Source organism: Nonomuraea sp. NPDC050643 (genome assembly GCF_040654715.1).
Taxonomy (GTDB): Bacteria; Actinomycetota; Actinomycetes; order Streptosporangiales; family Streptosporangiaceae; genus Nonomuraea.
Genome location: NZ_JBFAIM010000009.1, coordinates 131,905 through 158,869, shown reverse-complemented (window position 1 = coordinate 158,869; position 26,965 = coordinate 131,905). Strand labels below are relative to the sequence as shown.

The following is a 26,965-nucleotide window of genomic DNA, read 5'->3' as shown; positions in this document are numbered from 1 at the left end:
ACAGTCATCGTTTTACAAGTTGCCATGCACGTTGTACTTTACCCTGCGTGGCACCACAACGGTGCGCATTGAGGAGGAGACAGATGATCCGTATCGCCATCGTCGTCGGCAGCACCCGTCCCAGCCGCCGCTCCGCGGTCGTGGCCCGCTGGGTCGCCGAGGTCGCCGGGCGCCATCCGGCGGTCGCGGCGGGCGAGGCCGCCTTCGAGGTCGTCGACCTCGCCGAGCAGGGGCTGCCGGTGCTGGACGAGCCGGTGCCCGCCCTCTTCGGCGACTACCGCCACCCGCACACCCTCCGCTGGGCCGAGACGGTCGCCTCGTTCGACGGGTTCGTCTTCGTCACCCCGGAGTACAACCACTCCGTCCCCGCCGCGCTGAAGAACGCGATCGACTTCCTGTTCGCCGAGTGGGGCAACAAGGCGGCCGGGTTCGTCAGCCACGGCGTGCACGGCGGCACCCGCGCGGTGGAGCACCTGCGGCTGATCATGACCGAGCTCCAGGTCGCCAACGTGCGCACCCAGGTCGCGCTGTCGGTTTTCACCGACTTCGAGATCTCCGACCCGGCCGAGCCCGGCGTGATCGTCCCCGGCCCGCACCAGGAGCCCACGCTCAACGAACTGTTCGACGAGGTCCTGGCCTGGTCCCGCGCCCTCAGGCCGCTGCGCGACGGCACGCCGGCGCTCGCGTAGGAGAAGGAGTCCGCCATGAGGGTAGCCCCTGTTCCACCACCGGCGGGACGTCGAGGGCGTCCCGCCGTGACGATGGCCGCCGTGCTGCTGGGCTTCCTCGTCCTGCCCATGCTGATGTCGGGCACGACGGTCGCGCTGCCGCGCATAGGCGCCGACCTGCGGGCCTCGGGCGCGGCCCGGCAATGGGTGGTCATCGGCTACTTCCTGGCCGCCGCCTCGGTCATGCTGGTCGCCGGCTCGCTCGGCGACCTGTACGGCCGCCGCCGCGTCTTCGCCGCCGGGGCGCTCCTCTACACCGCCGCGGCCGCGGCCAGTGCCGCCGCCACCGACATCCTGCTGCTGGACGCGGCCCGCACGCTGGCCGGCATCGGCGCCGCCGGCGTGATGGCCGCGGGCGGCGCGATCCTGGGCGCCACCTTCACCGGGCAGGCCCGCTCCCGGGCGTACGCCGCGATGGGCACCACGGCCGGAGTGGGCATGGCGATCGGCCCGACCCTGTCAGGAACGCTGGTGGGCGCGCTCGGCTGGCGCGTCACCTTCGCCGTCTTCGCCGCCCTGGGCCTGCTCATCTGGGCGGGCGCGGCGTTCATGGCCGAGTCACGGGCGGCCGACCGGCCGCGGGTGGACCTCCCGGGCGCGGCGACGCTCATCGGCGCTCTCGCGCTGGCGATGTTCGGCGTCAACCAGGCCACCGAGGCCGGATGGGCCGGCGCGCAGGTGCTCGTCCCGCTCGCCGCCGGGCCGGCCCTGCTCGTCACGTTCGTCCTGATCGAACGCCGCAGCCCGCATCCCGTGCTGGACCTCGGCCTGCTCCGCGACCGCGGGTTCGTGGCGTGGTGCCTGGCCTCGCTCCTCATCGCCGCCGGTCCGGCCGGGATCACCGCGTTCCTCCCCACCTACCTGCAAGGTGTGAACGGCTCCACCGCCCAGGGCGCGGGCCTCACCATGCTGATGCTGACCACGCCGGTCCTGCTCATGCCCCCGGTCGGAGCCCGGCTGGTGAACCGCGGCCTGCCGCCCCGGATCCTCGTCACCGTGAGCCTGCTCCTGATCGCGGCCGGCAACGCCTGGCTCACCACGATGCGCCCCGGCATCGGCGCCCCCGGGCTGCTCGGCCCGCTGGCCACGATCGGGATCGGCATGGGCCTGGTGATCGGCACCAGCGACGCCCAGGCGATCAACCGGGTGGGGGCCGACCGGATCGGCATGGCCACCGGCCTGCTCAACACCGTCCGCGCGGGCGGCGCCACACTGGTCACCACCCTGTTCGGCACCGCCCTGACGAATTTGCTCCAGGCCAGGACCGGCGGCGCCGCCTCCGCCGCGCGGGTCGCCGCCGGCGACCTGTCCGGCCCCGACCGGCTCCTGCTAGCCGTCCAGTTCACCGAGGCCTGGCGCGTCGTCCTGTGGTCCGTGGCCCTGCTCTGCGTCGCGGCCACGTTCGTGATCTGGCTCCTCCTGGCCGCGCCGCGTCGATCCGGCCCGTCCCGAAGGACGTCACCCACGCCGGCGGCGCGTTCGGGCACCCTTGGCGCGCCGCGACCGTCCACGGGGTCCCACCCCGCGCTGAACCGGTCGGATTCGTGAGCGTCGTCGCCTGATAGTGTCTCGATCATGGCTTACGTGTTCGCCCGGCTACGGACCGTCTGAGGCGGTGCGCTCCGCCGGCCCATCGACCGCCGCTCCCACGTTCGTGCTGGTCCACGGCTCCGGCACCAGCTCGTTCATGTGGGCGCCCCTTCAGCGCGAACTCGCGCTGCTCGGCCACCGCAGCTTCGCCGTCGACCTGCCCGGGCACGGCCTCGACGCGCAATACCCGCTCGCCTACCAGGCCCCGCAAAACCTCGACGCGTGGGCGGCGGAGCCGTCGACGCTGGCCGGGGTCACCCTGCGGGACAACGTCGACCTCGTCGTCGACGTCGTCCGCCGCGTGGCGGAGCACGGGCCGGTGGTGCTGGTGGGCGCCAGCCTCGGCGGCACGGCCATCACCGGGGTGGGCAACACGATCCCTGAGCTGGTGGATCGGCTCGTGTACATCTCGGCGTGGTCGTGTGTCGAGCGGGCGAACCCCATCGAATACATGCGGGAGCCCGAGTTCGGGCTCAGCCTCCTGCCCTCGCTGGCCGCCCTGAACGTCGGAGACCCCGCCCGGCTCGGGGCCGGCCGGGCCAACTACCGTACGGCCGACCGGGCGCTGCTCACCGGGCTCAAGGCGGCGATCATGGCGGACACCACCGACGAGCAGTTCCGGGCCTTCCTCAACATCCTGCAGCCGGACGAGTCCATCGCGGTGATGACGTCCGACGCCCGCGCCCACGCCGGCACCTGGGGCACGATCGCCCGCACCTACATCCGCCTCACCGGCGACCGGTCCCTCCCGGTGGCCATGCAGGACAGGCTGATCGCGGAGGCGGACGCCCTGACCCCCGGCAACCCGTACGACGTCCACACCCTCGACACGACGCACGTGGGGTTCCTGTACCGGGCGGTGGAGGTGGCCGCCATCCTCGACAAACTGCCCATCTAGCCTCCATGCCGGGAGGACGCCGTACCCGATACCGCGAGCGATGGTGTGTGATACCGCTCTGGCAGTATGGTGGGCGCATGGCCATGACCGTGCGCTTCAGCGACGAAGAGACCGAGCAGCTCCGCCTCCAAGCCGCCGCCGAAGGCGTGGCCATGGCGGAGGTCGTCCGCCGAGCCGTGACCGAGCGCATCCAGCGCCAGTCCGTGCTCACCAGACTTCGCGACGCCTGGGGCGAGCCCTCGGCCGAGCACGTGGAGCGCGCCGCGGCCTCCCTGGGGATCGACCCCGACCGCGCCGCCCAGCTCCTCGCCGCCACCCGGCACCAAGCCGCCTCCTGACCCGCCGCCCGTGCCCGCCCCCCACACGTTCGGCCCCTCCGGCCGCATCCTCGACACGTCCGCGCTGGCCCAGGCGGCCACCGGGAAGAGCATCTACGCCAGAACGCTGATCGAACTCGCGCTGGCCTCCGGAGCCAACACGCTCCTCATCCCTGTCACCGCCTACATCCAGGCGCTCGCCGACATCCCGCAGGACCTCCGCTGGACGCTGATGCTCCTCACCACCAGCCCCGGCGTGGAGCTCGACCTGATCGACGACCGCGAGAAGGCACACGAGATCGCCGACGTCGGCGCCACCGACCCCGCTCTCGCGCACACCGCCTGGTGCGGGCTCCAGTACGGCTGGCCGCTCGTCACCGACCGTGGCGCCGACCTCCTGCAGATCTCACCCGACCTGCAGATCGAGTCGCTCCCCTGATCCGCGGGAGCCGAGCCGGGCGGCGGTGAACGCTTCCGGCCGGCCGCTCGGGCCCCTATCCTTCCTAGCCATGGATCTTCGAGGCAGGACCGTCGTCCTGGCGGGCGGTTACCGCACCGAGTCGGCCGCGAAGCTGAGGCTGCGGCTCCAGGGGGCCGGGGCCGACGTGGTGGACGAGGTGTCGCGGTCCGTGGACGTCGTGTTCGACGGGCACGACGGCGGCTACCCGAACGAGCGGGTCCGCATGGCGGAGCGGCTGGGCGTGCCGGTGCTGCCCGGGGAGGAGCTGCAGGCCCTGCTGGCCGTCCGGCGCCGCAGGTCCGGCGGGTCCGGGGCCTTCCCCGAGCCCGCCGCGCTGGAGGCGGCACGTGACGAGCCCCCGGCCCTGCTCGCCCTGCTGGAGGACGCCGACTGGTCGGCATTCGAGCCGGAGCGGGACCTGCCTCCCCTGCGTGCGCTGCTGGCCGCGGTGGAGGAGTGGCATGGCGTCACCGCCGCGCACGAGCTGGCCACCGAGCGCCTTCGTGAGCGCGGTGCGCGGCTGCGCCACCCTTACCCCACGTTCGGCGGCGAACTCCGGGACTACGCGCTCAGCCCGTGCGGCCGCTATCTGGCCACGGGCCGGGGCACCTCGAAGGGCGACTACGACGGCACCGGCCCCCTGCAGGTGTGGGAGATGGCCACCGGCCGCCTCGTCAACGGGCTCGACATCCCGTACGGCGTCGGCTGGTCCGGACACCGTGACACCGTGCAGTGGTCGGCGGACGGCACCCGGATCGCGCTGGCGTTCTGCACCAACCAGGTGGGCGTGTGGGACCCGTTCGCCGCCCGCGCCAACCCGTACGGGTCGGCGGACGTGACGGACGGCTACGACGCCGCGGCCACCTTCGCCCTGGCCCCCGACGGTCGCAGCGCCTACATCTCGATGGGCAGCCAGCACGAGATGATGGGCTGCGTCGCGGCACTGGACGAGGGCAAGGTCTTCTACAACGACTATCGCCTCCACAACCGGGGTCCCGAGCCCGGCATGCTGACCGATCCGCTGCCGGAGGAGATGAAGGAGCGGCTCAAGCGCGACGAGTTCGGCTTCCGCCGGGTGCGGTGGTCCCGCGACGGCCGGCGGCTGCTCGGGGACAGCGAGCCGTGGGCCGCCGTGGTGGACCTTCCTGGCGGACGGATGCGCTGGCTCGCGCTGACCGCCGGCCCCGTCGCGTGGAGCCCGGACGACCGGCTGGCCGCGGCCCTGACACCGGGCCGCCCACGCCGGCTGACCGTCTTCGACGCCGGCACCGGCGTGCCGGTGGGCGAGCCCGCGGTCCAGGCCGAGGGGGCGCTCCACTGGGGGATGCGCGGCGCCGAGGCCCGGCTGGCCGTCGTGGTGGAGAAGGGTGGCGGCGCCGACATCTACGACGAGCACGGCGGTCACCGGTACCACCTGCCCATCGCCACCACAGAGCGCATCGGCCGGTACTTCTACGACGGCCTGCAGCGCCCCTGGGCCTGGGAGCCGGCGGGGGAGTTCGGCGCGTGCCTGACCGCCGGCGGGCAGGTGGAGGTGTGGTCTCTGGGCGGCGAACCGGCCAGGGTCGCCTCGATCGACGCGCCGGAGGGAACGGAGGGGGTGCTGTGGGGCGCGGGCGACGTGCTCGCGCTGATCGGCGAGGAGACACTCCGCTTCGTCGGCGCCCGCACCGGCGCCGTCCTCGGCGACTTCGTGTTCGGCCGCTACTTCGACACCGAGCGGAGCCCGCTCGACGACGATTTCGCGACCCTGCACGGGATGTTCCAGGCGGACGCCTTCCCGCTGGCGGACTCCTCATGGTGCGCCATCGCCGGCCCTGCCGTCGGGCCCGCCGCGGCCCTCGTGGTCGCCGACGGGGACCGCCTCGCCGACCTCGACGCCGTCCTCGCCTGGACCGTCGACCGCCGCTTCTCCTGGCCCATCCGCTGGGGCCGCCTCGACCTCGTCGAGAACACCGAGGCGGCGGCGGCCCTCCTCCGCCGGGCCTGACACCCGCAGTGCCGATGCGGGAACGGCCGCCCGTGGCGAGGTGCGCGGGCGGCCGTCCTGCGGAGGCGTTACAGCGTCAGGGTCCATCCGTTGATGAAGCCCTTGTCGCCCTTGGCGAGATCCTCCACGCGGAGTCGCCAGGTGCCGCTGGCCGGTGAGGCGCTGGCGTTCACCCAATAACTCTCGTTGATGTTGTCGGTGCCGTCCTTGGGATCGGCGGCGCGCAGCGCGTACACCTTGCCGTCCGGGGCGACCAGGTCGAGCTTCAGGTCGCCGCGCCAGGTGTGCTCGATCTCGACGTGGACCCGGGAGCGCGTGGGGGCGTTGCCGTTGATCCAGGCCAGGACGATGCTGGACTCGGCGGAGCCGGGGTCGGGAACGGCGGTGTCGTCCCAGTTGCCGAAACACGGCATCCGGATCCACCAGCCGTCGATGTAACCGGTGTCGAGCCATTCGACGTCCTGCACGCGCAGCTTCCAGGTGCCGTTGGCCGTGGAGGCGCTGGCGTTCACCTGGTACGTCTCATGCAGGATGTCGGCGCTGTCGTTGGGATCGTTGGCCTGCAACGGATAGACCTTGCCGTCCGGCGCGATCAGGTCGATCTTCAGCTCGCCGCGCCAGGTGTGGTGGATGTCGACGTACACCTCGGTGGTGGCGGGCGCGCTGCCGAGCAGGCCGCTGACCGCGATGGAGGACGACACGGTCCCGTGGTCGGGGATCGCGGTGTCCTTCATGTTCTCGAAGTACGGGGTGGTCCAGGCGCCGGGGTCGGGAGCCTTGCCCAGTACGGCGGTGTCGACCTGGATGCGGGGGGTGGTCACGCCGTTGTAGGCGATGGCCTTGCCGGTGGTCTTCAACGCGGCTTCGAGCTGGGCCAGCGAGGCGTCCGGCAGTGCCTGGCTCAGCACGGCCAGCGCGCCGGTGACGTGCGGGGCGGCCATCGAGGTGCCGTTCAAGGAGGCCCACTGGCCGCCGGGGACGGAGGAGACGATGGACACGCCGGGGGCGAAGAGGTCCAGCAGCGCGCCGCGGTTGCTGAAGGCGGCCACGCCGTCCTGGTCGGTGGTGGCGCCGACGGTGATGGCCGAGGACACGCAGGCGGGGGCGGCCACGGCGGCGCCGTAACCGTCGTTGCCGGCCGCGACCACGGTGGCCACGCCGGCGGCGCGCAGGGTGTCGATGACCGCCTTGCGCGGGTCGCCGTCACAGGCGACGGTGTACTGGCCGCCGCCCAGGCTGAGGTTGGCGGCCACCAGCGGCACCCCCTCCTCCTTCAGCTCCAGCACCTTCTCCAGGCCGGCGAGCTGGGCGCTGGTGAAGCTGAGCACGCACGGGGCGGCGCCCACGCCGCACAGGTCCTCGGAGGTGAACATGCTGAACACCTGGATGGCGACGACCTCGGCGCCGGGCGCGACGCCGGCCGGCGGGGCACCGGTCACGCCCTCGCCGTCACCGGCCGCGATCCCGGCCACGTGGGTGCCGTGGTCGCAGTCGAGCGCGGGGTCGGCGCAGGGGCCCTGGTCGGTGTCGGCGGCGCCGGGGCCCTCCTGCTCGGGGGTGCCGTCGGGGCACAGGCTGGTGGCGGAGTAGACGGCGTCGATGGGGGAGAAGCAGGCCTCGTCCAGCACCCGCTCCTGGAGGAAGGGGTGGTTGACCGCGACGCCGGTGTCCAGGATGGCCACCACGCTGCCGGCGCCCGTCTTGCCCGCCTCCCTGGTCTTGTCCGCGCCGATCAGCGGGACGCTCTGGGCCAGCACCGGCGGCACCGGCCGGTCCTCGGTCACGCTCACCACGCTGGGCAGCTTGGCCAGCCGGTCCAGTCCGGCCTGGTCGACGTGCAGGGTGACCAGGGGGAAGCGGGACAACTGCTGGACGACCTGGCCGCTGGAGGCCGCGTCCGGCAGGTCGGCCCGGGTCTTGCTGAGGACGTTCACCCTGATCTTGCCCGCGGCGGCCACCCGCGCGCCGAGCTGGGGCTCGATCCAGGGGGTCGTCGACGTGGTCTGCTGATCGGTTGAAATGGTCGCTTTCGGAGACGTCGCCGGGGTTGGTTTGGTCTTCGCCGGAGAGGTCGCCGGAGAGGTCGTTGGAGGGGCCACTGCCGCGTGGGCCGGAGTGGTCGTGAGCACCGTGGCCGCCAGTGCCACGATGACACAGGATAAGAATGGCAATCTCATGACGTACCGCGCCTTCATGAAAGAGGTGCAGGGGAAACGACGCAGGCATGAAGAGGGTGGCCGGACGGCGCTGATGCCGCCATCCGGCCTGAAGATCGTCCCGAGGAGGTCAGAGCGCGGGTGTCACATCACGCTCGCGCCGTTCTCAGGGCGTGCCGTACTTCTTGACGGCCTTGTAGTACACCTTCGCCCAGCCCTTGCAGACGGGCCGTACCAGGAAGTTGTAGCCGCCGCACACCTTGTCGCGCAGGGTGACGTAGAACCGGTTGTCCACGTCGAGCTTTCGCGCATACGTACGGGTGAGGTAGTACTTGTACTTCTTCTTCTGGTTGGCCATCAGGCCGTACCCGTAGTCGTGGGAGTCACAGGCCGGCCGGAAGTCGAAGTTGTGCGGGCGGTCCGGCGAGCTCGTGCAGTGGTCGTAGGCGATGCCCCTGACGTTGAAGCCGCTGGCGGTCCGCTTCCAGCCGGGTTTGCGCCACTTGCCGCCGTGGAAGGCCCAGGCCGAGCAGCCCGACTTGGTGTACCACATCCACGTCTTGGCCGTGTTGCACTTGGTCGGGTAGGACTGCGGGGGGTCCACGCCGTCCGGCAGGAAGTCACTGGCCGGCGGCTCGGTCGCGTCGGGGTCGTCGAGCCCGGCGGCGCCCTCGGTCGTCCCGCCGTTGGCGGGCATGTCGGTGCCGGTGGCGGTCACCTGGGGAGCGGCGACGCCCGCCGGGAAGCTGAGCGCCCAGCCGCCGTTGCTGACGGAGTCGATCGACGACAGGCGTCCCACCGGGTCGTAGGCGTAGGTCGCCTGGGTGGCGCCGACACTGGGGTCGGTCACGGTGCGCAGCAGGCCGTTCACGTCGTAGGCGTAGCGGGACTCGGGCTGCGCCGTCCCGGTTCCGTAGGCGACGGTGACCTCCTTGAGCCGTCCCGCGAAGTCGCCTGAAGAGGTGCCGGTGGCCGTGGTGGTCGTGGCGTAGGTGAACCGGGTGACGGTCGCGGGGATGTCGGCGCCCGCCGGCTCCCCGACGGTGCTGATCCGGCCCTGGGCGTCATAGGTGATCGTGGACTTGCCGAAGGCGGCGGTGCCCACGCTGGTCACCCGCCAGGGGTCGGCGCTCGGCGCTCCGGACTGCCGCGACCAGGTGTAGGTGAGTTCGAGGTCGCCGCTGCTGACGGGGGTGCCGTCGGCGTTGGTGAAGGTGTCGTCGCCCGCCTCCTGGGGGCCCGGATCCATCACGACCGTCTCGGTCGTCGTGGTGCGCATCGCTCCGACGGCCGCGTCCCACTTGGTGGTTTCGGTGATCTTGGATCCGTCGGCGGACTCGTACGTCTGGACGCCGCCGCCGTCGGGGAAGGAGACGCTGCTCTTCAGGGGGTAGCCGGTGGACGTCCCCTCGTCGAGTTCGGTGACGACGAGGGTGCCGTTCTGGTTCTCCAGCTTCCGGTTGATCTGGCCGCCGACGAACTCGGCCTGCCAGCTCGGCCCGAAGACGCCCAGTTCGGGGCGGGTGGCCGGGGCCGACTGCGGCCGGGCCAGATCGCCGCCGGTCATGGCCACACCGTGCCTGCGGTTGATCGCGCCCGCCGACACGTCCAGCTCGGTGAGCTTGAAGGTCTTGGTCTCGGCGGAGTACTGGCCGGGGCCGATCTCCTGGACGTCGGCCAGCGGCGGTTCGTCGAGCGCGGTGGCGGAGGCATGCGGGGCGAGGAAGGGGAGAAGCATCGCCGCGAAGGCGGCGGGGAGCGCTAATCGACGCAAGTGGTGCCTCCAGGAAAAGAGAGAAAGTGATTTGATCACCTGGAGGGTAAGTGGCCGCAATTCGCTTTTACAAGATCTGGACAAATTTCTGAAACGGTGGTCAAATCGCCAACGAAGCTATATTTCAAGGGCGATTTGGTTGGATGTTCGGGCAGGTCGGAAGATTGTGTGGCGAGCTTATGGAGAATTTATGGCAATAATGTGGAGGCGTCGAGAATAATGGCCCGGCCGTCGCGCGAGAAGGCGTATTCGGTGAATGTGCCGATTTGACGGGGGTGGGGTGGCCTGTCGGTGCCGGTCGATCCATGCGCAACTCTCGGGTTGCGCCTGGGTGGGTGATGTGCAAGTCTGGGGTTGCACATCCAACGACGGAAGCGAAGGAGCCTCCTCATGAGTGAGGATCGGATCGAGCGCGAAACCCTGATCGCGGCGTCCCTGGAGCGGGTCTGGTCGCTGGTGACCCAGCCCGGGTTCTGGGTGGCGGACAAAGAGAGCCTGCCCGGCACCGTGGCCAGGGAAGGAGAGTCGATCGTGGCCAAGAACGCCGAATACGGCGAGTTCCCGGTGCGCGTGGAGAAGGTCGAGCCGCCCACCTACGTGGCCTACCGCTGGGCCAGCGCGTTCCCGGGGCAGGAACTCCAGGAGGGCAACTCCACGCTGGTGGAGTTCACGCTGACCCAGGAAGGCGCCCGGACACGGCTGCGCGTCGTCGAGAGCGGATTCGCCGCGCTGGCCGCGTCCGAGGAGCAGCGCAGCCAGGCGGTGAAGGACAACACCGGCGGCTGGCCCCTGGAGCTCGACGCGCTCAGGAAGCGCGCCGAACAGCCGTCGGTGTGATGGCCGAAGGCCGGGGCACCGCCGAGGCGGTCGACAGCATCCTCGTCGCGCTGGCCGACCCGACCCGGCGCCAGTTGCTCGATCTGCTCGCCGCCCAGGGCGAGGCCACCGCGACGACGCTGGCCGAGCAACTGCCCGTCACACGTCAGGCGGTCGTCAAGCACCTGGCCGTCCTGAACGCCGCCGGGCTGGTCACCGGCGGCCGGATCGGGCGCGAGGTGCGCTACGCGGTGCGGCCGGCCGCCCTGGACGCGACGGCGCGATGGATGGCCGCGCTCGCCGCCGAGTGGGATCGCCGCCTGGCGAACATCAAGCACGCCGCCGAGGCGGCGGAGCGTGACGCGCGCTAGCGAAGGAGGATGCGGCGTGCCGCACGTCAGCTATCGGTGAGCCAGGCGCGGATGGACGCGGGCCGGCGGCCGCGCCAGGACGTCGGGGGGTTGAAGTCGCGACTCAGGGACGTGACCTGCGGCGGCTCCCCGCGTCAGTCGGCCGGCTGCGGCTGCGGGGACACCTCCGCCTCCAGGGAGGCCGCCCAGGAGGCGAGCAGGCGCAGTCTCTCCTCCGACGGCGAGCCGGGCTCGGCGGTGTAGATGGTGAGGGTGAGGCCGGGCTCGGCGGTCATCTCCAGGCCCTCGTAGGCGAGGGTGAGGTCGCCGACGACGCGGTGGTGGAAGGTCTTCGTGCCGGTGCCGTGATGGCGGACGTTGTGCGCGCCCCACCGCCTGCGGAACTCCTCGCTGCGCGTCGACAGCTCGCCGACCAGATCGTGCAGTTCCTTGTCGTACGGGTTGCGCCCCGCTTCGGTACGCAGGATGGCGACGGACGTGTCGGCGAAGAGCTCCCAGTCCGGATAGAACCGGTGGGCGTTCTGATCGAGGAAGGTGAACCGGGCCAGGTTCGCCGGCCGCTCCGGAGCGGCGTAGACGTCGGCGTAGAAGGCCCGCGCGAGCCGGTTGGCGGCCAGGAGGTCCATCCGGGCGTTCTTCACGAAGGCGGGCCCTTCGGTGATCGCGTCGAGGGTCCACTGCAGGCTCCGGCGCGGGGTCCAGCGCTTGGCCGTACGCCGCCGGGGCCGCACGATCGCGCTGGTCCCCTCGGCGGCGCGGGCCAGGTTGAACAGGTGGGCCCGCTCGGCGTCGTCGAGCTGGAGCGCGCGGGCGATGGAGTCGAGCACGCCGGCCGACACTCCGGCCAGGGCGCCGCGCTCGAGCTTCGAGTAGTACTCGATGCTCACGTCGGCCAGCGCGGCGACCTCGCTGCGGCGTAGCCCCGGGACCCGGCGGTTGCCGCCGGAGGGCAGCCCGGCCCGCTCCGGCGTGATCTTGGCGCGCCGCGAGACCAGGAACTCGCGGGCCTCCTTGCGATTGTTCACCCTTCGACCGTACGCCGCGCCGCCTTGGTCGTGGGATGCCCTGCCAGTACACCTTTCATCAAGGACTCCCTGGTCAGCGGCCGGTGAGGTGTCCTGGACCTTTCGTATCCCATAAGGAGAACCATCATGCGCGGTGCCGTGATGCACGCCCCCGGTGACGTCCGGGTGGAGGATCGCCCGGACCCGAAGATCATCGCCCCGACCGATGCGATCATCCGCCTGCCCGCGACCTGCGTCTGCGGGTCGGACCTGTGGCCGTACCGCGGGGTCGAGGCCGTCGAGGGGCCGTCCCCGATGGGCCACGAGTACGTGGGCATCGTCGAGGAGGTCGGCGGCGCGGTGCGGACGATCCGGCCCGGCCAGTTCGTGATCGGGTCCTTCTTCGCCTCGGACAACACCTGCGAGATCTGCCGGGCCGGTTACCAGTCCTCCTGCGTCCACCGGGAGCCGGTGGGCGCGCTCGGCGCCCAGGCCGAACTGCTGCGCGTCCCGCTCGCCGACGGCACGCTCGTCGCCACGCCGGACCTCCCCTCCGACGACCTGGTCCCGAGCCTCCTGGCCGCCTCCGACGTGCTGGGCACCGGCTGGTTCGGCGCCGCCGCGGCGCAGGCCGGGCCTGGCAAGACGGTCGCGGTCGTCGGCGACGGCGCGGTGGGGCTGCTGGCGGTGCTGGCCGCCCGGCAGTTCGGCGCCGAGCGGATCATCGCGATGAGCCGCCACGAGCCGCGGCAGAAGCTCGCCCTCGAGTTCGGCGCGACCGACATCGTCACCGAGCGCGGCGACGAGGGCGTGGCGCGGATCAAGGACCTCACCGGCGGACTCGGCGCCCACTCGGTCATCGAGGCGGTCGGCACCCAGGAGTCGATGACGCAGGCCATCCGTTCGACGCGGCCCGGCGGGCATGTCGGCTACGTGGGCGTCGCCCACGGCGTCGAGCTCGCCGGCCAGGAGCTGTTCTTCTCCCATGTGCACCTGCACGGCGGCCCCGCCCCGGTCCGTCAGTACCTGCCGGAGCTCATCGACCTGATCTGGGACCGCCGGATCGACCCCGGCAAGGTGTTCGACCTCGAACTGCCGCTCGAGCGGGCCGCCGAGGCGTACACGGCCATGGACGAGCGGCGCGCCATCAAGGTGCTCCTGCGCCCCTAGACCGGCCCACGCCCTGTCACGCCCCGCTTCGCCCGGCACGGGTGGCGAAGCGGGGCGGGCGGTATCGCGCCCGCCACATATCGCAGGTGATTGAGGGCAGGTCGCAGACAGCTCACCCACGCGCCGCCGCCGCCACCCGACGGCACCAGGCGCGACAGGATCGAGATCAGAGAGAGTGCGCGAAGATGACCATCAGCGGACCATCGCACCGGCCCACGGCCGAGCCCCCTCGTAACGATGAGCACACCGATCCCCGTGAGGAGCTGCGTACCGATATCGTCCAGACGCGCGAGCATCTGGCCGACACCGTGGAGGCGCTGGCCACCAAGGCCGACGTGAAGACCCGCGCCAAGGACCAGGCCCAGCAGGTCAGGGCGAACCTGGCCGCCAGGGCGCGGCGGGCCGGAGCGCAAGCCCGGATCATGACCCGCGACGTCACCGCCAAGGCCCGGGCGATCACCTCCGACACCACACCGGCGATGCGCCGGGGCGCCGCGGTCACCGGCACGGCCGCCGGCGCGGCCGTCGCCGTCGCCGTCGCGGCCTGGCTGCGCCGTCGGAACGCCCGGCAGAGTCCCTGGCAGCGAGCGGTGCACACCGCCCGGCAGAGCGGCGCGCAGGTGCGCCACCAGGCCACCGGCCTCGCCACCACGGTCAGGACCGGCGACCTCACCGCCAGGGCACGCCACGCGGCCGCGTCACCGGCCGTCGCGCCCAGAGTGCAGGGAGCGGTGGCCGCGGCGATCGTCCTGGTGCTGTTCGGCCGCTTGCGGCGACGACGGGCGCGCCGGCACACCGAAGCGGGTTGAGCCGTCATGGCCCGGCCGCCGCCGCTGTTACCTGGCGGGCCGGTCGAGGTCGTCGTTCAGCGTGTCGTGCGCGGGACGACCGGATGCCGGCCGGGTGACGACCGGCGCGGAATCGTGCCGTCATGAGCGAGGGCGGAGACGCCGCCGATCGGCCGGGCGCCGGCGCCGTGGTGGTCTCCGGGCCGCCGGCCCAGCGGGCGGCCTCTTCGGCTTCGGCTCAGCGGCCAGGTCGCCGGTCCTGCCCTGGTGAGGTCAGCAGGCGCTTGCGCTCAGGGGTGTAGTGCCACCAGGGGCGGGCGGGTCTTCCTTCGGCCTGGTCCACGGCGGACATGACGGTGTCGAGGAGACACGGGTCGAGCCGCTCGCCGGCGGCGGCCGACATCAGCTCGTACAGCTCGACCGGGTCCCGGTCCGCCAACTGGGCGATCCTGGTGATGCCGATGCCCGCGAAGTGGCCGGCCACGGCTCGGCCGACGTTGACCAGGTCGGTGAGGTCCGATTTTTCGGTGGCGGTCATGTCGCTGACTCCTTCGGCGGGATGTTGAAGTTGATCCGGAACATGTTGCCGGGGTCGTGGCGGGCCTTGAGGGCCGTCAGCCGGTCGAAGTCGGCCGGGGTGTAGGCGGCGCGCACGCGTTCCGGGCCGGCGTCCTCGACGCCCGCGAAGTTGAGGTTGGTTCCTCCGGTGTTCCACGGGCGCAGCCGGGCCAGCAGGTCATCGCGCCGCCGTAAGGTGTCGGGCTGCGGCTGGGCGCCCGTGAAGAGCGAGAAGGCCGCGTCGCGCCCGCCGACACAGTTGGGGACCCGCGGCGGGCGGGCGTACGCGCCGCCGAAGTGCCGCAACTCGGTGATGAACGGCGCCCCGGGTCCGGCCAGGGCGGCGATCGTGTCGACGGTGTCGCCGGTCAGCTCGCCCAGCAGCAGGTTCCGGTCATGGACGACGTACGGTTCGGAGGTGGGGTCGTGGTGAATCGTCCCTACCTCGGCATAGGGCATGTCCCGCAGCGTGTCCAGAAGGGCGCCGCCGAGGTCGCGCAGCGGGCGCACCAGGCGTTCGCCGTCCGCCGGGTCGCCACTGTGGGCGATGCGGATGTGGGTGACGAATCGCCCCCTCAGCGGCTCCGGCACCTCGGGGAGGTCGGGGGTCCGCGCCAGGAGCACGGAGGAGGCCATCTCTTCGGGCGCGTGCCGGCTCCAATCGGCGTACGCGTGCAGCACCTCGGCGGTGGCCTCGCCAGGGAAGTAGAGCCCGCCCCCGTACAGTCGCGGGACGGGGAACAGATCTACTTCCATCCCCACGACCAGGCCGAAGTTATCCTTGCCACCGCGTACCGCCCAGAACAGGTCGGGGTCGGTCTCGGCCGTCACCTCACGCAGACGGCCGTCGGCGGTGACCAGGCGCAGCCGCCGTACGTGATCCGCGGCGAAGCCGTAGCGGCGGCCCAGCAGCCCCGCGCCGCCGCCCACCAGATAGCCGACCGCGCCCACGTCGGGGCTTGAGCCGTTCAGCGGGGCCAGCCCGTGCGGCGTGGCCCGCTCCAGCACCTGCCGCCAGCGCGCCCCGGCCTCGACCCACGCCGTGGCGCGGGCCGGGTCGACCTCGACGCCGTCCATCCGCCGCGTGTTGACCAGGACGGCGTCATCGGCGGCGACCGCCGAGCCGTGGCCCGTGGCCAGCACTCCCACGGGCAGCCGTTGTTCCGCGGCCAGCCGTACCGCGGCCACCACGTCCTCGTCGGCGGACGCCTCGACCACGTACGCCGGTCGTGACTCCACCGCCCGGTTGAGTCCCAGCCGCCCCTCGTCGTATCCCGGCTGACCTGGCCGGATCAGCGAACCGATGTTCATGACCATGCTGTTCAACGTATCCAGCCAGTCCGGCGGAAGCTTGTACGAATCGGACATGCTCGATCCGCCGGACCAGCGCTCATGGCCACGACGACGCCGCCGCGAGGCGCGACCGCCTATTTGGCGGCCAGGGTGCGGCCGGTGTGGTGGGCGGCGTCGCGGGCCTCGGCGTGCCGCTGGGCGGCGAGGTCCTTGAGGTGGTCGAGGGCGGGGTTGACGCCCGCCAGGGTGAGTTCGCGTTCGACGATGGTGAGGTCGGCCTGCCACATGTCGGCCAGGACGCGCCGCAGGTAGGGAGTGGAGTGGTCCCAGCCCTCGCGCGGGGTTCCGGGTCCGTAGCCGCCGCCGCGGACGGTGACCAGCACGGTCGGCTTGTCCTTCAGCAGGCCCTCGAAGGCCGGCCCGGCCGCGGCGATGACCAGGTCGACCCAGGTCTTGAAGTGCTGGGACACGCCGTAGTTGTAGAGCGGGACGGCCAGCAGGACGGCGTCGGCGTCGGTCAGCTCCGCCTTCAGGCCGGCGGCCAGGGTCAGGGCGTCGCGCTGGGCCGGGGTGCGCTGGTCCTCGGGGGCGAACCCGGCTGTGGTCACGAGCGTCCAGGCCTCGGCGGGCAGTGGATCGGTGCCCAGGTGACGGCGGACGACCGGCTCGCCGGGGTGGGCGGCGGACCATTCGGCCTGCACCAGGTCGGCGAGCTCGGCGCTGGCCGAGGTGGCGGGCAGGATGCTGGCGTCCAGGCGGAACAGGCTCATCAGTGTCTCTCCCTATCGGTACATGGCGCCCCCGGCGAGCCGGGTGGCCCGTCGGCGATGGCGCTGTACGTGAGCATAACCGGACTTTACCCCGTTTATATTTCCGGCTGTAGGGTGACTGCTGTGGATCGACCCGTCCTGCCCCTGCTGGGAGCGCCGCGCGCCGAGCGTGCCGACGCGGTGCGCAACCGGCGGCAACTGCTGGCCACGGCCCGCGAGATGCTCGCCGAGCAGGGCGTCGACAAACTGACCATGGACGCGCTGGCCGAACGCGCGTGCCTGGGCAAGGGCACGGTCTACCGCCGGTTCGGCACCCGGGCGGGGATCTTCCAGGCGCTGATCGAGGACGACGAGCGGGTCTTCCAGGAGCGGATCCTGTCCGGGCCGCCGCCGCTGGGCCCGGGCGCGCCGCCGCTCGACCGCCTGATCGCCTACGGGCAGGCCCGGTCCGCGTTCCTGATCGAACACCGCGAGATCGTCCGTGCCGCGGTCGACGGCCGCCAGCCCGTGCCGGCCGGCACGGAGATGGTCCTGTCCCGGATGCACATCGGCATGCTGCTCAGGCAGCTCTCCCTCGACGTCGCCGACCTCGACGTGCTGGCCATCCAGCTCACCGCGGCCCTGGAGGCCCCCCTCCTGCTCTACCTGTCGGCGGCCGAGCTCATCGAGGACGCCGTCCGCACCGAGGAGCGCACCGCGCGCGGCTGGCAGGAGCTCATCCGGCGCGTCTGCCGGCCGTGACCATCGGCTCCGCCCGGGTCGCCTGTCAGGGCTGCGCGGCGATGAGCCGTACCCGGCAGGCCAGCTCGACCGCGAACCGCGCGTTCGGCTCGGTGAGGTCGAGCCCGAGGGTCTGCTCGATGCGCCGGACGCGGTAGTTGACCGCGTTGGGGTGCAGGTTCAGCTCCTCGCCCGCCCGCGCCAGCGAGTTGCGGTGGCCGAGATAGGCGACCAGGGTCTTCATGGCGATCAGCGCGCGCTCGGGCCCGAGCGCGTTGAGCGGCGCCAGGATGTCGTCGAGCAGCGACCGGCTCAGCGGGGAGGCGTAGAAGTCCAGCAGGACCCGGCGCAGCCCTGTGACGTCGGTGACCTCCACGCGCCCCGTCCGCCCGCCGGCCACGGCCGCCTCGGCCGCGACGCGCGCCTCCGTCGCGGACTGCCGCAGACCGGCCGCGCCGCTCTGCGGGGTGCCGAGCCCGGCGGTGAAGCTCCACTCGTCGCCCGCCACCGAACGCGCGTGGGCCATGACGGACTCCATCACGTCGCGCAGCCGCCGCTGGTGGTCGGGGGCTCCGGCCTCCTCGGAGGCGACCATGACGATGTCGTTGTGGAAGATGGTCAGGTGCCACACCTCGTCGCGGCTCTCGACGAGTTGGAGCGCGTGCAGTTCGACGGAGGAGACGAGCACCGCGGGCGGGCGGCGTCCCGCGTCGCCGCGATGGGTGGGGGTCAGCCAGGCGACCACATGGGAGAGCGACACCGGCAGCCCCGCGCGGGTCGCCTCGACGGCGAGCCTGTCGAGCCGCGACGACTCGGCGGTGATGAGCTCGATGATGAGGTCGGCCCGCGAGCGGACGGGCCCGAAGCGCGCCTGCAGATCGTGCTGGAGGCACCGGGAGAGCATGGCGGCGATCGCCGGGAGGGCGACGGTGACGGACGCGTCGTCACGGTCGGCCGTCAGCCGTCCGATCGGCACCTCGCCCACGCAGACCGCGTCGGGCTCGGACCACGCCACGCCGGTGTCCTGGACGAGCGAGAGCCGTACGCCGAGGGCGGCGCCGACCTCTTCGAGGATGCTCTCCAGCGGCCGGCCCGGCGCGGTGGCGGCGGCCGCGGTGGCACGGGCGATCGCGAATTCGGCGCGTGACAGCACCTCCTCGGCGCCGCCGCGGATCATCCGGTCCATCAGCACCGCGAGCTCGGACGGCGTCGCGGTGCTCATCAGCACCGGCATTCCACCGCGGTCGGCCAGCGCGCGGGAGGTCTCGGCGAGCGGGAAGTCGCCGATGAACACCAGCCCCGCGCACTCCCCGGCGATGGCGCGCCGGATGGCGATGTCGACCTGGTAGGGACGCGGCACCGCGTCATGGGGCGTGGTCACGATCACGAGCCGCCCGGGAAAGGCCGCCCCCAGCTCGTCCTTGGCGACGATCTCCACGCCGGACACCGCCACGCCTTCGGGGTCACCCGCGACGCAGCGGAGGCCCAGCCGCTCTCCCTGCGCGACGATGCCCGCGACGCTGACCTGGTTCATGAGCACAGTCTGGCGCGTTTCTCTGGGTCATCAGCACATTGTTGTGCCGAAACGCTCTCCCTAGCCTCAAGACATGCCCGATCAGGACCTGAATCCCCGGGGCGAGGACGCGCCTGTGCGCACGATCGCCCGATCCGACGTCGCCGCGCTCGCGGCCGGCGCCGCCATATTCGGCACCGGTGGCGGAGGCGCCGTGCAGACCGAGCAACTGGCCGTGGAGCTGGCGATCGACCAGTACGGCCCGGTGAGCGTCATATCGGTGGACGACCTCACCGACGAGGACGCCGTGATCGTGATCTCGGCCATCGGAGCGCCGTCCGTGGGCATCGAGATGCTGGTCGCCGAGGGGCAGACCGACACGATCGTCCGCGAGGTCGAGCGGTTCACCGGCCGGCCCATGACGGCCGTGATGGCGGCCGAGATCGGCGGCAGCAACGGAGTCGCGCCCGTGGGCTGGGCGGCGCGGCTGGGCCTCAAGGTCCTCGACGCGGACGGGATGGGACGGGCCTTCCCCAAGGGCACGATGATCTCGATGAACGTCGCCGGGCTCCCCAGCGAGTTCGCCGTCATGAGCGACGCGGTCGGGAACGTCTCCCTGCTGCGCACGATCAACCTCGCCTGGCTGGAACGCCACGCCCGCGCGCTGACCGTGGCCAGCGGGGGGATCTCGCTCGGCGCCCACTACGTGCTCACCGCCAAGACCGCTCCCGGCGCGGTCATCGAGGGGACGGTGAGCCGGGCGATCCAGGTGGGCCGCCGCCTGCTCGCCGCGGCCGACCCCATCGCGGCGCTGTCGGACGAGCTCGGCGCCGAGGTCGTCGTCACCGGCAAGATCATCGACGTCGATCGCAACACCGAGGGCGGATTCACGCGGGGGTCGGTCACGGTCGAAGGCGTCGGCCCCGACCGCGGGCGCCTCATCCGGGTGGAGATCCAGAACGAGAACCTGGTGATCATCGAGGACGGCGTCGTCGTCGCGAGCGTCCCCGACCTCATCACCATCGTCGACTCCGAAACCGGCGAGGCCATCTCGACCGAGCTGCTCCGCTTCGGCCAGCGGGTCAGCGTCTTGGCCTGGGCGTGCGATCCCCTGTGGCGGACGGAGCGGGGCCTGGAGCTCACGGGCCCGCGCGCCTTCGGATACGACCTCGACTACGCCCCCTTCGCCCCCGACGTCGACGGAGGACGCCGATGAACGACCACCGCGACCTGTCCGTCGGGATCGACGTCGGCGGCACCAACACCGACGCCGTCGTGATCTCCCCGTCGGGCGAGGTCATCGCCTGGACCAAGAGCCCCACCACACAGGACGTCACCGGCGGCATCCGGTCGAGCCTGGCCACCGTGCTCGACGCCCTCGGCCCGGACCGGGACGCGGTGTCGCGCGTGATGCTGGGCACGACGCACGCCACCAACGCGATCGTGCGCCGCCGCGACCTCGGGCGCGTCGTCGTGATCCGCCTCGGCGCGCCGGCCGCCACCGTCTACCCTCCGCTCACCGGCTGGCCCGCGGACCTGCGCGACACCGTCCTCGTCGGCTCCGTGCTGGCCGGCGGCGGGCACCTCGTGGACGGATTCCCCATCGCCGAGCTCGACCGGGACGGCATCCGCCGCGCGCTCGACAAGCTCGAGGGCCGCTTCGACGCGGTGGCGGTGTGCGGCATCTTCAGCCCCTCCTTCCCGGAGCAGGAGCTCGAGGTGGAGGCGCTCGTCCAGGAGCACGTGGGCATCGACGTGCCGATCTCGCTCAGCAACGAGATCGGGGAGCTGGGCCTGCTGGAGCGCGAGAACGCGACCGTGCTCAACGCCGCCCTGTACGGCGTCGCGCGCGACATCACGACCGCGCTGACGACCGTGGTCGCCGAGCACGGACTCGACGCCGCGACGTTCTTCGCGCAGAACGACGGCACGTTCATGGCCGTCGAGTACGCCGCCCGCTATCCCGTGCTCACGATCGGCTCGGGCCCCGCGAACTCGATCCGCGGCGCCGCGGCGCTCTCCGGGGCCGGCGACGCCATCGTCATCGACGTCGGGGGCACCACGAGCGACCTCGGAGTGCTCGTCGGCCGCTTCCCCCGGGAGTCGACGATGCCCCGGGAGGTCGGCGGCGTGCGTACGAACTTCCGCATGCCGGACATCCTGAGCCTGGGCATCGGCGGCGGCACGATCGTGGACGTGGCGGCCGGGGCGCCGAGCAACGACTCGGTCGGCTACCGCATCGCGCAGGAGGCGCTGCTGTTCGGCGGCTCGACCCCCACCCTCACCGACGCGGCGGCCACGGGTTCCACCGTCCTGGCCGGGCGGGGGCTCCCACCGTTGGACCGCTCCCTGCTCGCGGCGCTCGAGGGCGCGCTGGCCGTCGCCCACGACAGGATCGAGTCGGCCGTCGAGCGCATGTCGCTCGGCCGCACGGGGCTGCCCCTCGTCGTGGTCGGCGGCGGCGGCTTCCTCGTCCCCGACCAGGTCCTCGGCGCCAGCGAGGTCGTCCGGCCCGAGCTCGGCGCGGTCGCGAACGCGGTCGGCGCGGCGATCGCGCTGGCGGGCGGCCGGGCGGACCGGCTGTGCGACCTCGCGGACCGCGCCGCCGCCATCGAGGAGACGAGCCGCGCGGCGATCGAGAAGGCCATCCAGGCGGGCGCGGACCCCGCCCGCGTCGAGATCGTCGACGTGCTGGAGACACCGGTGTCCTACACCGCGCAGCCCACCCTCAAGGTGGCCGTCAAGGCGGCGGGACCACTGGCTCAGATCGGACACACCCCCCGGCCCGCGAAATGAAAGAGCGCCCATGAACACCAACCACCTCAGGACGATGGCTGCCGTCGTCTTGGCCGCGACCGGTCTCACAGCGTGCGGAACCTCACCGAGCGGCGGCGAGCTGGCCCGGCAGCCGGTCTCCGGAGGCACCTTCGTCAAGGCGATCTCCGCCGACCCCGGCCACCTCGTCCCGATGACCGGCGTCTCCCTCGCAGCGCGGGAGATGGTCGGCTACGCCTACGAGTCGCTCGTGTTCTCCACCCCCGACGGCACGTTCGTGCCCTGGTTGGCCGGGGAGTGGAAGGCCGGCGACAAGGAGATCACCTACACCCTGCGCGACGGCATCACCTGCGCCGACGGAAGCCCGTTCACGGCGCAGACCGCGGCGGAGAACATCAACTACCACGCCGACCCCGACCACGCGACCTTCTACTACGGCACCCAGATCCACAAAGGGCTCACCGCCAAGGCCGAGGGCAATACGCTCACCGTCACGAGCAGCACCAACGACCCGTTCCTGCTGGCCAACACGGGCACGGTCGAGATGGTGTGCCAGGCCGGCCTCAAGAAGCCCGACGGCCTGAAGACCACCACCGACGGCACCGGCCTGTACGCCCTGACCGCCTCCACCCCCGGCTCCACCTACACCTACACCAGGCGGAAGGGGTACACCTGGGGACCCGACGGCGTCACGAGCGAGACGCCGGGGCTGCCGGACGCCCTCGAGATCCGTGTCGTCACCGACGAGGCCACCGCGGCCAACCTGCTGATCTCCGGCGAGATCAACGCGGCGGTGATCACCGGAACCGACCGCGCGCGGCTCAGCGCGGCCCGGCTCAAGACGGTCGGCGTGCGCAACCCGGTCGGGGAGATGCTGTTCAACGAACGTGCCGAACGCCCGACCTCCGACCCGCTCGTGCGCCAGGCCCTCGTCACGGCGCTCGACCGCAAGGAGATCGGCAACGTGGTGAGCGACGGGTCCGCGATCGAGTCCAAGTCCCTCGTCGTGAAGAACCCGCTCCTGTGCGTCGAGGGCGGCCCGAAGTGGACGCTTCCCGCCACCGACCCGGCCAAGGCGGCGTCCCTGCTCGACCAGGCCGGATGGAAGCTCGGCGCCGACGGGAAACGTGCCAAGGACGGCAGGCCGCTGACCGTCAAGTTCATCTACGACGCCGCCACGGCGACCCACGCCTCCGCCGCTGAGCTGGTCCAGCAGACGTGGGACAAGCTCGGGATCACGACCGAGCTGTCGGCCAACGACGCCAACGCGTGGTCGGAGCAGCTCTTCCAGACGTTCGACTGGGACACCGGCTTCGTGCAGATCGCCCCGGGCGGCCCGGTGACGGTGAGCGGCTTCTTCGCCGGCGCGACGCCGGACAAGGGGGGCAACAACTTCATGTTCGTCGACAACCCCGACTACGACGCCCTGGTGAAGCAGGCTTCCAGCGCCTCCGCCGACCAGACGTGCGACCTGTGGCAGCAGGCCGAGGCGAAGCTGGTCGAGCGCACGGACGTGTTCCCCCTCGCCGACAACGAACTGCTGACGTTCCTGTCCGGGGCGGAGCTGCAGCAGCCGAACTTCGTCGCGCCCACCACCATCCGGATGCTGGGGTGAGACCGTGGCGATCCCTCCGGGCGCCGCTCCCGGCCCCGCCTCCCTTCCGGCCGACCTGACCCGGGTGGGCCCCGCGCTCCCGGGACGGCGTCCGTCGCCCCGCGCGTCGTTCCTGCTGCGCAGGAGCGGGCGGGCGCTGGTCTCGCTCGGGGTCGTCGTCGCGGCCACGTTCCTGGTGGTGCACCTCGTGCCGGGCGACCCGGTCCGCGCCGCCCTGGGGCCGAGCGCCACCCCGGAGCTCGTCCAGCGCACGCGGGCGGAGCTGGGCCTGGACAAGCCGGCGCTCCAGCAGTTCGCCGACTACCTGTCCGGCCTGCTCCGCGGCGACCTCGGCATCTCGCTGCGCTCCCACCGCCCGGTGTCGGCCACGCTCGCCGAGCGGTTCCCCACGACGCTCACGCTCGCCGGCCTGGCCTTCCTGGTCGCGGCGCTCGGCGCCGTGCCCATCGGTGTCGCGACGGCCGTGTCCGCGTGGGGCGGGCGCCGCCGCTCGCTGCACAGCGTCGTGTCCTGGCTGCTCGGCGGGCTGATCGCGATCCCGAACTTCCTGCTCGCCGTCGGGTTCATCGCCTTGTTCGGCATCACCATGAACGTCCTGCCCGTGGCCGGGTGGGGCGGCGCGGCGGAGGCCGTGCTCCCGGCCGCCGCCCTGGCCATCGGGCCGATGGCCTACCTCGCGCGGATCGTCCACGTGGAGATGCTGGCGGTCCTCGGCACGCCGTACATGACGACCGCGCGGAGCAAACGGCTGCCCGCCCGGTTGCTCTACCTGCGCCATGCGCTGCCGAACATGATCACCGCCGCCCTCGCGTCCGGAGGGCTCATCCTCACCGGGCTCGTGGCCGGCACCGTGCTCATCGAGGCGGTGTTCGTGATCCCCGGGCTCGGCTCGACGATCGTCGCGTCCATCACGGCGAAGGACTATCCCATGATCCAGGGGGTCGTGCTCGTCTACGCGCTCCTGGTCCTCGCCCTCAACCTGCTCATCGACCTGGCCCTGTCCGGCCTGGACCCCCGCTCGTCGATCATGGAGGGCTGACACCGTGCGCTCCGGTTTCCGGCAGAGGCTGCTCAGCCCGCAAGGCATCGTGACCGTCGTCGCGCTGTGCGTGCTCCTGCTCGCCGTCGTGTTCGCCCCGATCGTCTGGGGACCGGCCGCCGCCCTCACGGCGGTGGCCGACCGGGGTCAGGGGCCGAGCGGCGCGCATCCGTTCGGGACCGACGACCTGGGCCGTGACGTCCTCGCCCGCGTTCTCGTCGCCACCCGGCTGTCGGTGCTGCTGGCGCTCGGGTCGACGACGATCGCGATCGTCGGCGGGACGACGCTCGGCGTCGTCGCGACCGTGCTCCCGCGGCCCGTGCGCCGGATGGTGACCGCGCTCATCGACATCCTGCTGTCGTTCCCGTGGTTGCTGCTCACCCTGTTCTTCTCCGTGATCTGGGGGGCGAGCGCGAGCGGCGCCATGCTGGCGGTGGGGTTCGCCGATGTGCCCACGGTCGCGCGGCTGACGTACACGCTGGCGTCCTCCGTGACCGGGCGGGACTACGTACGGGCGGCCAGGATCGTCGGCGTGGGGCACGCGGGGGTGATCGTCCGGCACGTGCTCCCGAACATCCTGCCGCCCCTGCTCGTCAACACGGCCGCGCACGCCTCCGCGGCGCTGCTGTCGTTCGCCGGGCTGTCGTTCCTGGGGCTGGGCGTCCAGGCCCCCGAGTTCGACTGGGGACGCCTGCTGCGCGAGGGCGTCGCGCGCATCTACGTGAACCCCATGGTCGCGCTCGGCCCCGGCATCGCGATCGTCCTGACCGGCCTCATCCTGAACTCCATCGGCTCACTGACGGGCGAGACGGCGTCGAGCGCCCTGCCGCCACCCCGGGCGCGTGCCCGGAGGCGTCCGGGCGCCCCGGAACGGGCCGGATCGGCGGCGGTCGTCGAGGCCGCGGACCTGCGCGTGAGCTTCCCCGGTCCGGACGGAGGGCTCGTCGAGCGGGTACGCGGGGTGAGCCTCACGATCGCACCCGGCGAGACCGTCGGCATCGTCGGAGCCTCCGGATCCGGCAAGTCCGTCACCGCGATGGCGATCGCGGGCCTGCTGCCGGGAGAGGCCCACGTCGGCGCCGAGACCCTGCGTTTCCAGGACATCGACATGACCTCGCCGCCCACGTCCGCCGAGCGCGGCAGGCTCGGGCTCGAGCTGGCGGTGATCTTCCAGGACCCGCTCACGTCGCTCAACCCCTCCCTCACCATCGAACGGCAGCTCACCGAGGTGAGCGAGGTCCACGACGGCGTCCCGCGGAAGGAGGCGAGACGCCGCGCCCGCGACGTGCTCGAGTCGGTCGGGATCACGGAGCCGGAACGGCGCGCCCGCCAGTATCCCCATGAGCTGTCCGGCGGGATGCGCCAGCGGGCGATGCTCGGGATGGGGCTCATGGGCCGGCCGCGCCTGATCATCGCCGACGAGCCGACGACCGCCCTCGACGTGACCGTCCAGCGTCAGGTGCTGCGGGTGCTCCACGAGGCGCGACGCCGGACCGGGAGCGCCATCCTGTTCATCTCCCACGACATCGCCCTCGTGAGCGGCTTCTGCGACCGGGTCCTGGTCATGAAGGACGGGGAGATCGTCGAGGAGCTCGCCGCGAGCGGCCTGGCGCAGGCCGCGCATCCGTACACGCGGGCCCTGGTGGCGTGCGTGCCGCACATGACGACCGATCGTTCCCGCCCGCTTCCCGTCATCGGGGACGGCGACGTCGCCGAGGAGGCCCGAGCGTGAGCACACTCCAGTACACGGACCTGACCGTGCGCTACGGGCACGGCGCCGGCGCCCGCCTCGCCGTCCAGGGGGTGGATCTGACCGTCGCCTCGGGCGGGGTCCACGGGCTCGTGGGGGAGTCGGGCTCGGGCAAGTCGACCCTCGCGGCCGCCGCGGTCGGGCTCGTACGCCCGGTCGCGGGCACGATCCGGCTCGACGGCGTCGACATCGCCGGCTCCTCGGCCACGGCCCGCACCGCCCGGCGGCGCGTGCAACTGATCTTCCAGGACCCCTTCTCGGCGCTCGACCCGAGAATGCCCGTCGGAGCCTCGATCGCGGAGGCCATGCGCGCCCGCGGGCGCCGCCCGACACGGGCGGAGAAGACCCGCAGGGTCGGGGAGCTCCTGCGGCGCGTCCACCTCGATCCGGCCCGCGCGGGAGACCTGCCCGCGGCCTTCTCCGGCGGCCAGCGCCAGCGCGTCACGATCGCCCGCGCGCTGGCCGCCGAGCCCGACGTCATCATCGCCGACGAGATCACCTCCGCCCTCGACGTCTCGGTCCAGGGCGTCGTGCTCAACCTGCTGCGCGAGCTGCGGGCCGAGCTCGACCTGACCATCCTGTTCATCTCGCACAACCTCGCCGTCGTGCGGTACGTGTGCGACACGGTGAGCGTGATGCGGCACGGCCGGATCGTCGAGTCCGGCGACACCGACGGCGTGCTGTCGATGCCGCGCGACCCCTACACCCGCGAGCTCGTCGCCGCCGTGCCGGTGATGGGAGAGCGGTTCGACCAGCGGTTCGACCAGCGGTTCGACCAGCGGTTCGACTGGGGCGAAGAGTCACAGTGATCGGCGCGGCAGGCTACGAGCCGGAACGATGTGCGCTTATGGGATGATCGCTCACTGATTG

Annotated in this window: 24 protein-coding genes; 17 read left to right on the top strand and 7 right to left on the bottom strand. The window is 72.2% G+C overall.

What is annotated here, in order from left to right:
- Window positions 1–83 precede the first annotated feature (83 nt).
- The 6 genes from AB0I15_RS14345 to AB0I15_RS14320 all read left to right on the top strand — a co-directional run bounded on the left by AB0I15_RS14345 (window position 84) and on the right by AB0I15_RS14320 (window position 5,983).
- On the top strand, window positions 84–689 hold the full coding sequence (locus tag AB0I15_RS14345; protein WP_358094676.1) for an NAD(P)H-dependent oxidoreductase: 606 nt from the start codon (window positions 84–86) through the stop codon (window positions 687–689).
- Between the two features lie 15 nt (window positions 690–704).
- Window positions 705–2,276 carry an MFS transporter gene (locus AB0I15_RS14340; protein ID WP_358094675.1) on the top strand — a complete coding sequence of 524 codons (1,572 nt, stop codon included), beginning with the start codon at window positions 705–707 and terminating at the stop codon, window positions 2,274–2,276.
- A gap of 67 nt (window positions 2,277–2,343) precedes the next feature.
- The gene (locus tag AB0I15_RS14335; protein ID WP_358094673.1) at window positions 2,344–3,216 is read left to right on the top strand and encodes an alpha/beta hydrolase; all 873 of its coding nucleotides are present in this window, start codon (window positions 2,344–2,346) and stop codon (window positions 3,214–3,216) included.
- Window positions 3,217–3,293: 77 nt separating this feature from the next.
- Entirely contained in the window at window positions 3,294–3,554 is a 261-nt protein-coding gene (locus tag AB0I15_RS14330) for a hypothetical protein (RefSeq protein ID WP_358094671.1), read from the top strand.
- A gap of 10 nt (window positions 3,555–3,564) precedes the next feature.
- Complete coding sequence (locus tag AB0I15_RS14325; protein WP_358094669.1) at window positions 3,565–3,972, top strand: hypothetical protein; 408 nt, start codon at window positions 3,565–3,567, stop codon at window positions 3,970–3,972.
- A 70-nt stretch (window positions 3,973–4,042) separates the two neighbouring features.
- Window positions 4,043–5,983, top strand: coding sequence for a hypothetical protein (locus AB0I15_RS14320; protein ID WP_358094667.1), 1,941 nt, complete (start codon window positions 4,043–4,045; stop codon window positions 5,981–5,983).
- Between the two features lie 68 nt (window positions 5,984–6,051).
- Here the strand turns inward: AB0I15_RS14320 and AB0I15_RS14315 are convergent, their stop codons facing one another.
- A complete protein-coding gene (locus AB0I15_RS14315; RefSeq protein WP_358094665.1) occupies window positions 6,052–8,130 on the bottom strand; it encodes a S8 family serine peptidase in 2,079 nt (692 codons plus the stop codon).
- 175 nt (window positions 8,131–8,305) lie between these two features.
- Window positions 8,306–9,913, bottom strand: a complete 1,608-nt coding sequence (locus AB0I15_RS14310) for a phospholipase A2 (RefSeq protein WP_358094663.1) — start codon at window positions 9,911–9,913, stop codon at window positions 8,306–8,308.
- 390 nt (window positions 9,914–10,303) lie between these two features.
- On the opposite strand from AB0I15_RS14310, the gene AB0I15_RS14305 reads away from it, so the two are divergent.
- Both AB0I15_RS14305 and AB0I15_RS14300 read left to right on the top strand, forming a co-directional pair.
- On the top strand, window positions 10,304–10,750 hold the full coding sequence (locus tag AB0I15_RS14305) for an SRPBCC domain-containing protein (protein ID WP_358094662.1): 447 nt from the start codon (window positions 10,304–10,306) through the stop codon (window positions 10,748–10,750).
- On the top strand, window positions 10,750–11,100 hold the full coding sequence (locus tag AB0I15_RS14300; RefSeq protein WP_358094661.1) for a metalloregulator ArsR/SmtB family transcription factor: 351 nt from the start codon (window positions 10,750–10,752) through the stop codon (window positions 11,098–11,100). The genes AB0I15_RS14305 and AB0I15_RS14300 overlap by 1 nt, the downstream gene beginning before the upstream one ends.
- Window positions 11,101–11,234: 134 nt before the next feature.
- Here AB0I15_RS14300 and AB0I15_RS14295 read toward each other — a convergent pair whose 3' ends face one another.
- Entirely contained in the window at window positions 11,235–12,125 is an 891-nt protein-coding gene (locus AB0I15_RS14295) for a helix-turn-helix transcriptional regulator (protein ID WP_358094659.1), read from the bottom strand.
- A gap of 126 nt (window positions 12,126–12,251) precedes the next feature.
- Here AB0I15_RS14295 and AB0I15_RS14290 point away from each other — a divergent pair, with 126 nt between their 5' ends.
- On the top strand, window positions 12,252–13,274 hold the full coding sequence (locus tag AB0I15_RS14290) for a zinc-dependent alcohol dehydrogenase family protein (protein ID WP_358094657.1): 1,023 nt from the start codon (window positions 12,252–12,254) through the stop codon (window positions 13,272–13,274).
- Window positions 13,275–13,459: 185 nt separating this feature from the next.
- Window positions 13,460–14,083 carry a DUF3618 domain-containing protein gene (locus AB0I15_RS14285; protein ID WP_358094655.1) on the top strand — a complete coding sequence of 208 codons (624 nt, stop codon included), beginning with the start codon at window positions 13,460–13,462 and terminating at the stop codon, window positions 14,081–14,083.
- Window positions 14,084–14,300: 217 nt separating this feature from the next.
- Here AB0I15_RS14285 and AB0I15_RS14280 read toward each other — a convergent pair whose 3' ends face one another.
- The 3 genes from AB0I15_RS14280 to AB0I15_RS14270 form a co-directional block, all read right to left on the bottom strand.
- On the bottom strand, window positions 14,301–14,600 hold the full coding sequence (locus tag AB0I15_RS14280; RefSeq protein WP_358094653.1) for a helix-hairpin-helix domain-containing protein: 300 nt from the start codon (window positions 14,598–14,600) through the stop codon (window positions 14,301–14,303).
- Entirely contained in the window at window positions 14,597–15,937 is a 1,341-nt protein-coding gene (locus AB0I15_RS14275; protein WP_358094652.1) for an FAD-binding oxidoreductase, read from the bottom strand. Before AB0I15_RS14275 ends, AB0I15_RS14280 begins: the two co-directional genes overlap by 4 nt.
- A gap of 110 nt (window positions 15,938–16,047) precedes the next feature.
- Entirely contained in the window at window positions 16,048–16,683 is a 636-nt protein-coding gene (locus AB0I15_RS14270) for an NAD(P)H-dependent oxidoreductase (RefSeq protein WP_358094650.1), read from the bottom strand.
- 123 nt (window positions 16,684–16,806) lie between these two features.
- Here AB0I15_RS14270 and AB0I15_RS14265 point away from each other — a divergent pair, with 123 nt between their 5' ends.
- On the top strand, window positions 16,807–17,424 hold the full coding sequence (locus AB0I15_RS14265) for a helix-turn-helix domain-containing protein (RefSeq protein ID WP_358094648.1): 618 nt from the start codon (window positions 16,807–16,809) through the stop codon (window positions 17,422–17,424).
- A gap of 25 nt (window positions 17,425–17,449) precedes the next feature.
- On the opposite strand, the gene AB0I15_RS14260 is transcribed toward AB0I15_RS14265, so the two are convergent.
- On the bottom strand, window positions 17,450–18,937 hold the full coding sequence (locus tag AB0I15_RS14260) for a helix-turn-helix domain-containing protein (protein ID WP_358094646.1): 1,488 nt from the start codon (window positions 18,935–18,937) through the stop codon (window positions 17,450–17,452).
- A 73-nt stretch (window positions 18,938–19,010) separates the two neighbouring features.
- Here AB0I15_RS14260 and AB0I15_RS14255 point away from each other — a divergent pair, with 73 nt between their 5' ends.
- The 6 genes from AB0I15_RS14255 to AB0I15_RS14230 are packed head-to-tail and all read left to right on the top strand — an operon-like array spanning window position 19,011 to window position 26,904.
- Complete coding sequence (locus AB0I15_RS14255; protein WP_358094644.1) at window positions 19,011–20,132, top strand: DUF917 domain-containing protein; 1,122 nt, start codon at window positions 19,011–19,013, stop codon at window positions 20,130–20,132.
- Window positions 20,129–21,712: a hydantoinase/oxoprolinase family protein gene (locus AB0I15_RS14250; RefSeq protein ID WP_358094642.1), complete on the top strand. Its 1,584-nt coding sequence runs from the start codon at window positions 20,129–20,131 to the stop codon at window positions 21,710–21,712. Before AB0I15_RS14255 ends, AB0I15_RS14250 begins: the two co-directional genes overlap by 4 nt.
- A gap of 10 nt (window positions 21,713–21,722) precedes the next feature.
- Window positions 21,723–23,306: an ABC transporter substrate-binding protein gene (locus AB0I15_RS14245; RefSeq protein WP_358094640.1), complete on the top strand. Its 1,584-nt coding sequence runs from the start codon at window positions 21,723–21,725 to the stop codon at window positions 23,304–23,306.
- 4 nt (window positions 23,307–23,310) lie between these two features.
- Window positions 23,311–24,345 (top strand): ABC transporter permease, encoded by a 1,035-nt coding sequence (locus AB0I15_RS14240; RefSeq protein ID WP_358094638.1) that lies wholly within the window; start codon window positions 23,311–23,313, stop codon window positions 24,343–24,345.
- 4 nt (window positions 24,346–24,349) lie between these two features.
- Window positions 24,350–26,077 (top strand): dipeptide/oligopeptide/nickel ABC transporter permease/ATP-binding protein, encoded by a 1,728-nt coding sequence (locus AB0I15_RS14235; RefSeq protein WP_358094636.1) that lies wholly within the window; start codon window positions 24,350–24,352, stop codon window positions 26,075–26,077.
- Window positions 26,074–26,904: an ABC transporter ATP-binding protein gene (locus tag AB0I15_RS14230; RefSeq protein WP_358094635.1), complete on the top strand. Its 831-nt coding sequence runs from the start codon at window positions 26,074–26,076 to the stop codon at window positions 26,902–26,904. The genes AB0I15_RS14235 and AB0I15_RS14230 overlap by 4 nt, the downstream gene beginning before the upstream one ends.
- Window positions 26,905–26,965: the final 61 nt, after the last annotated feature.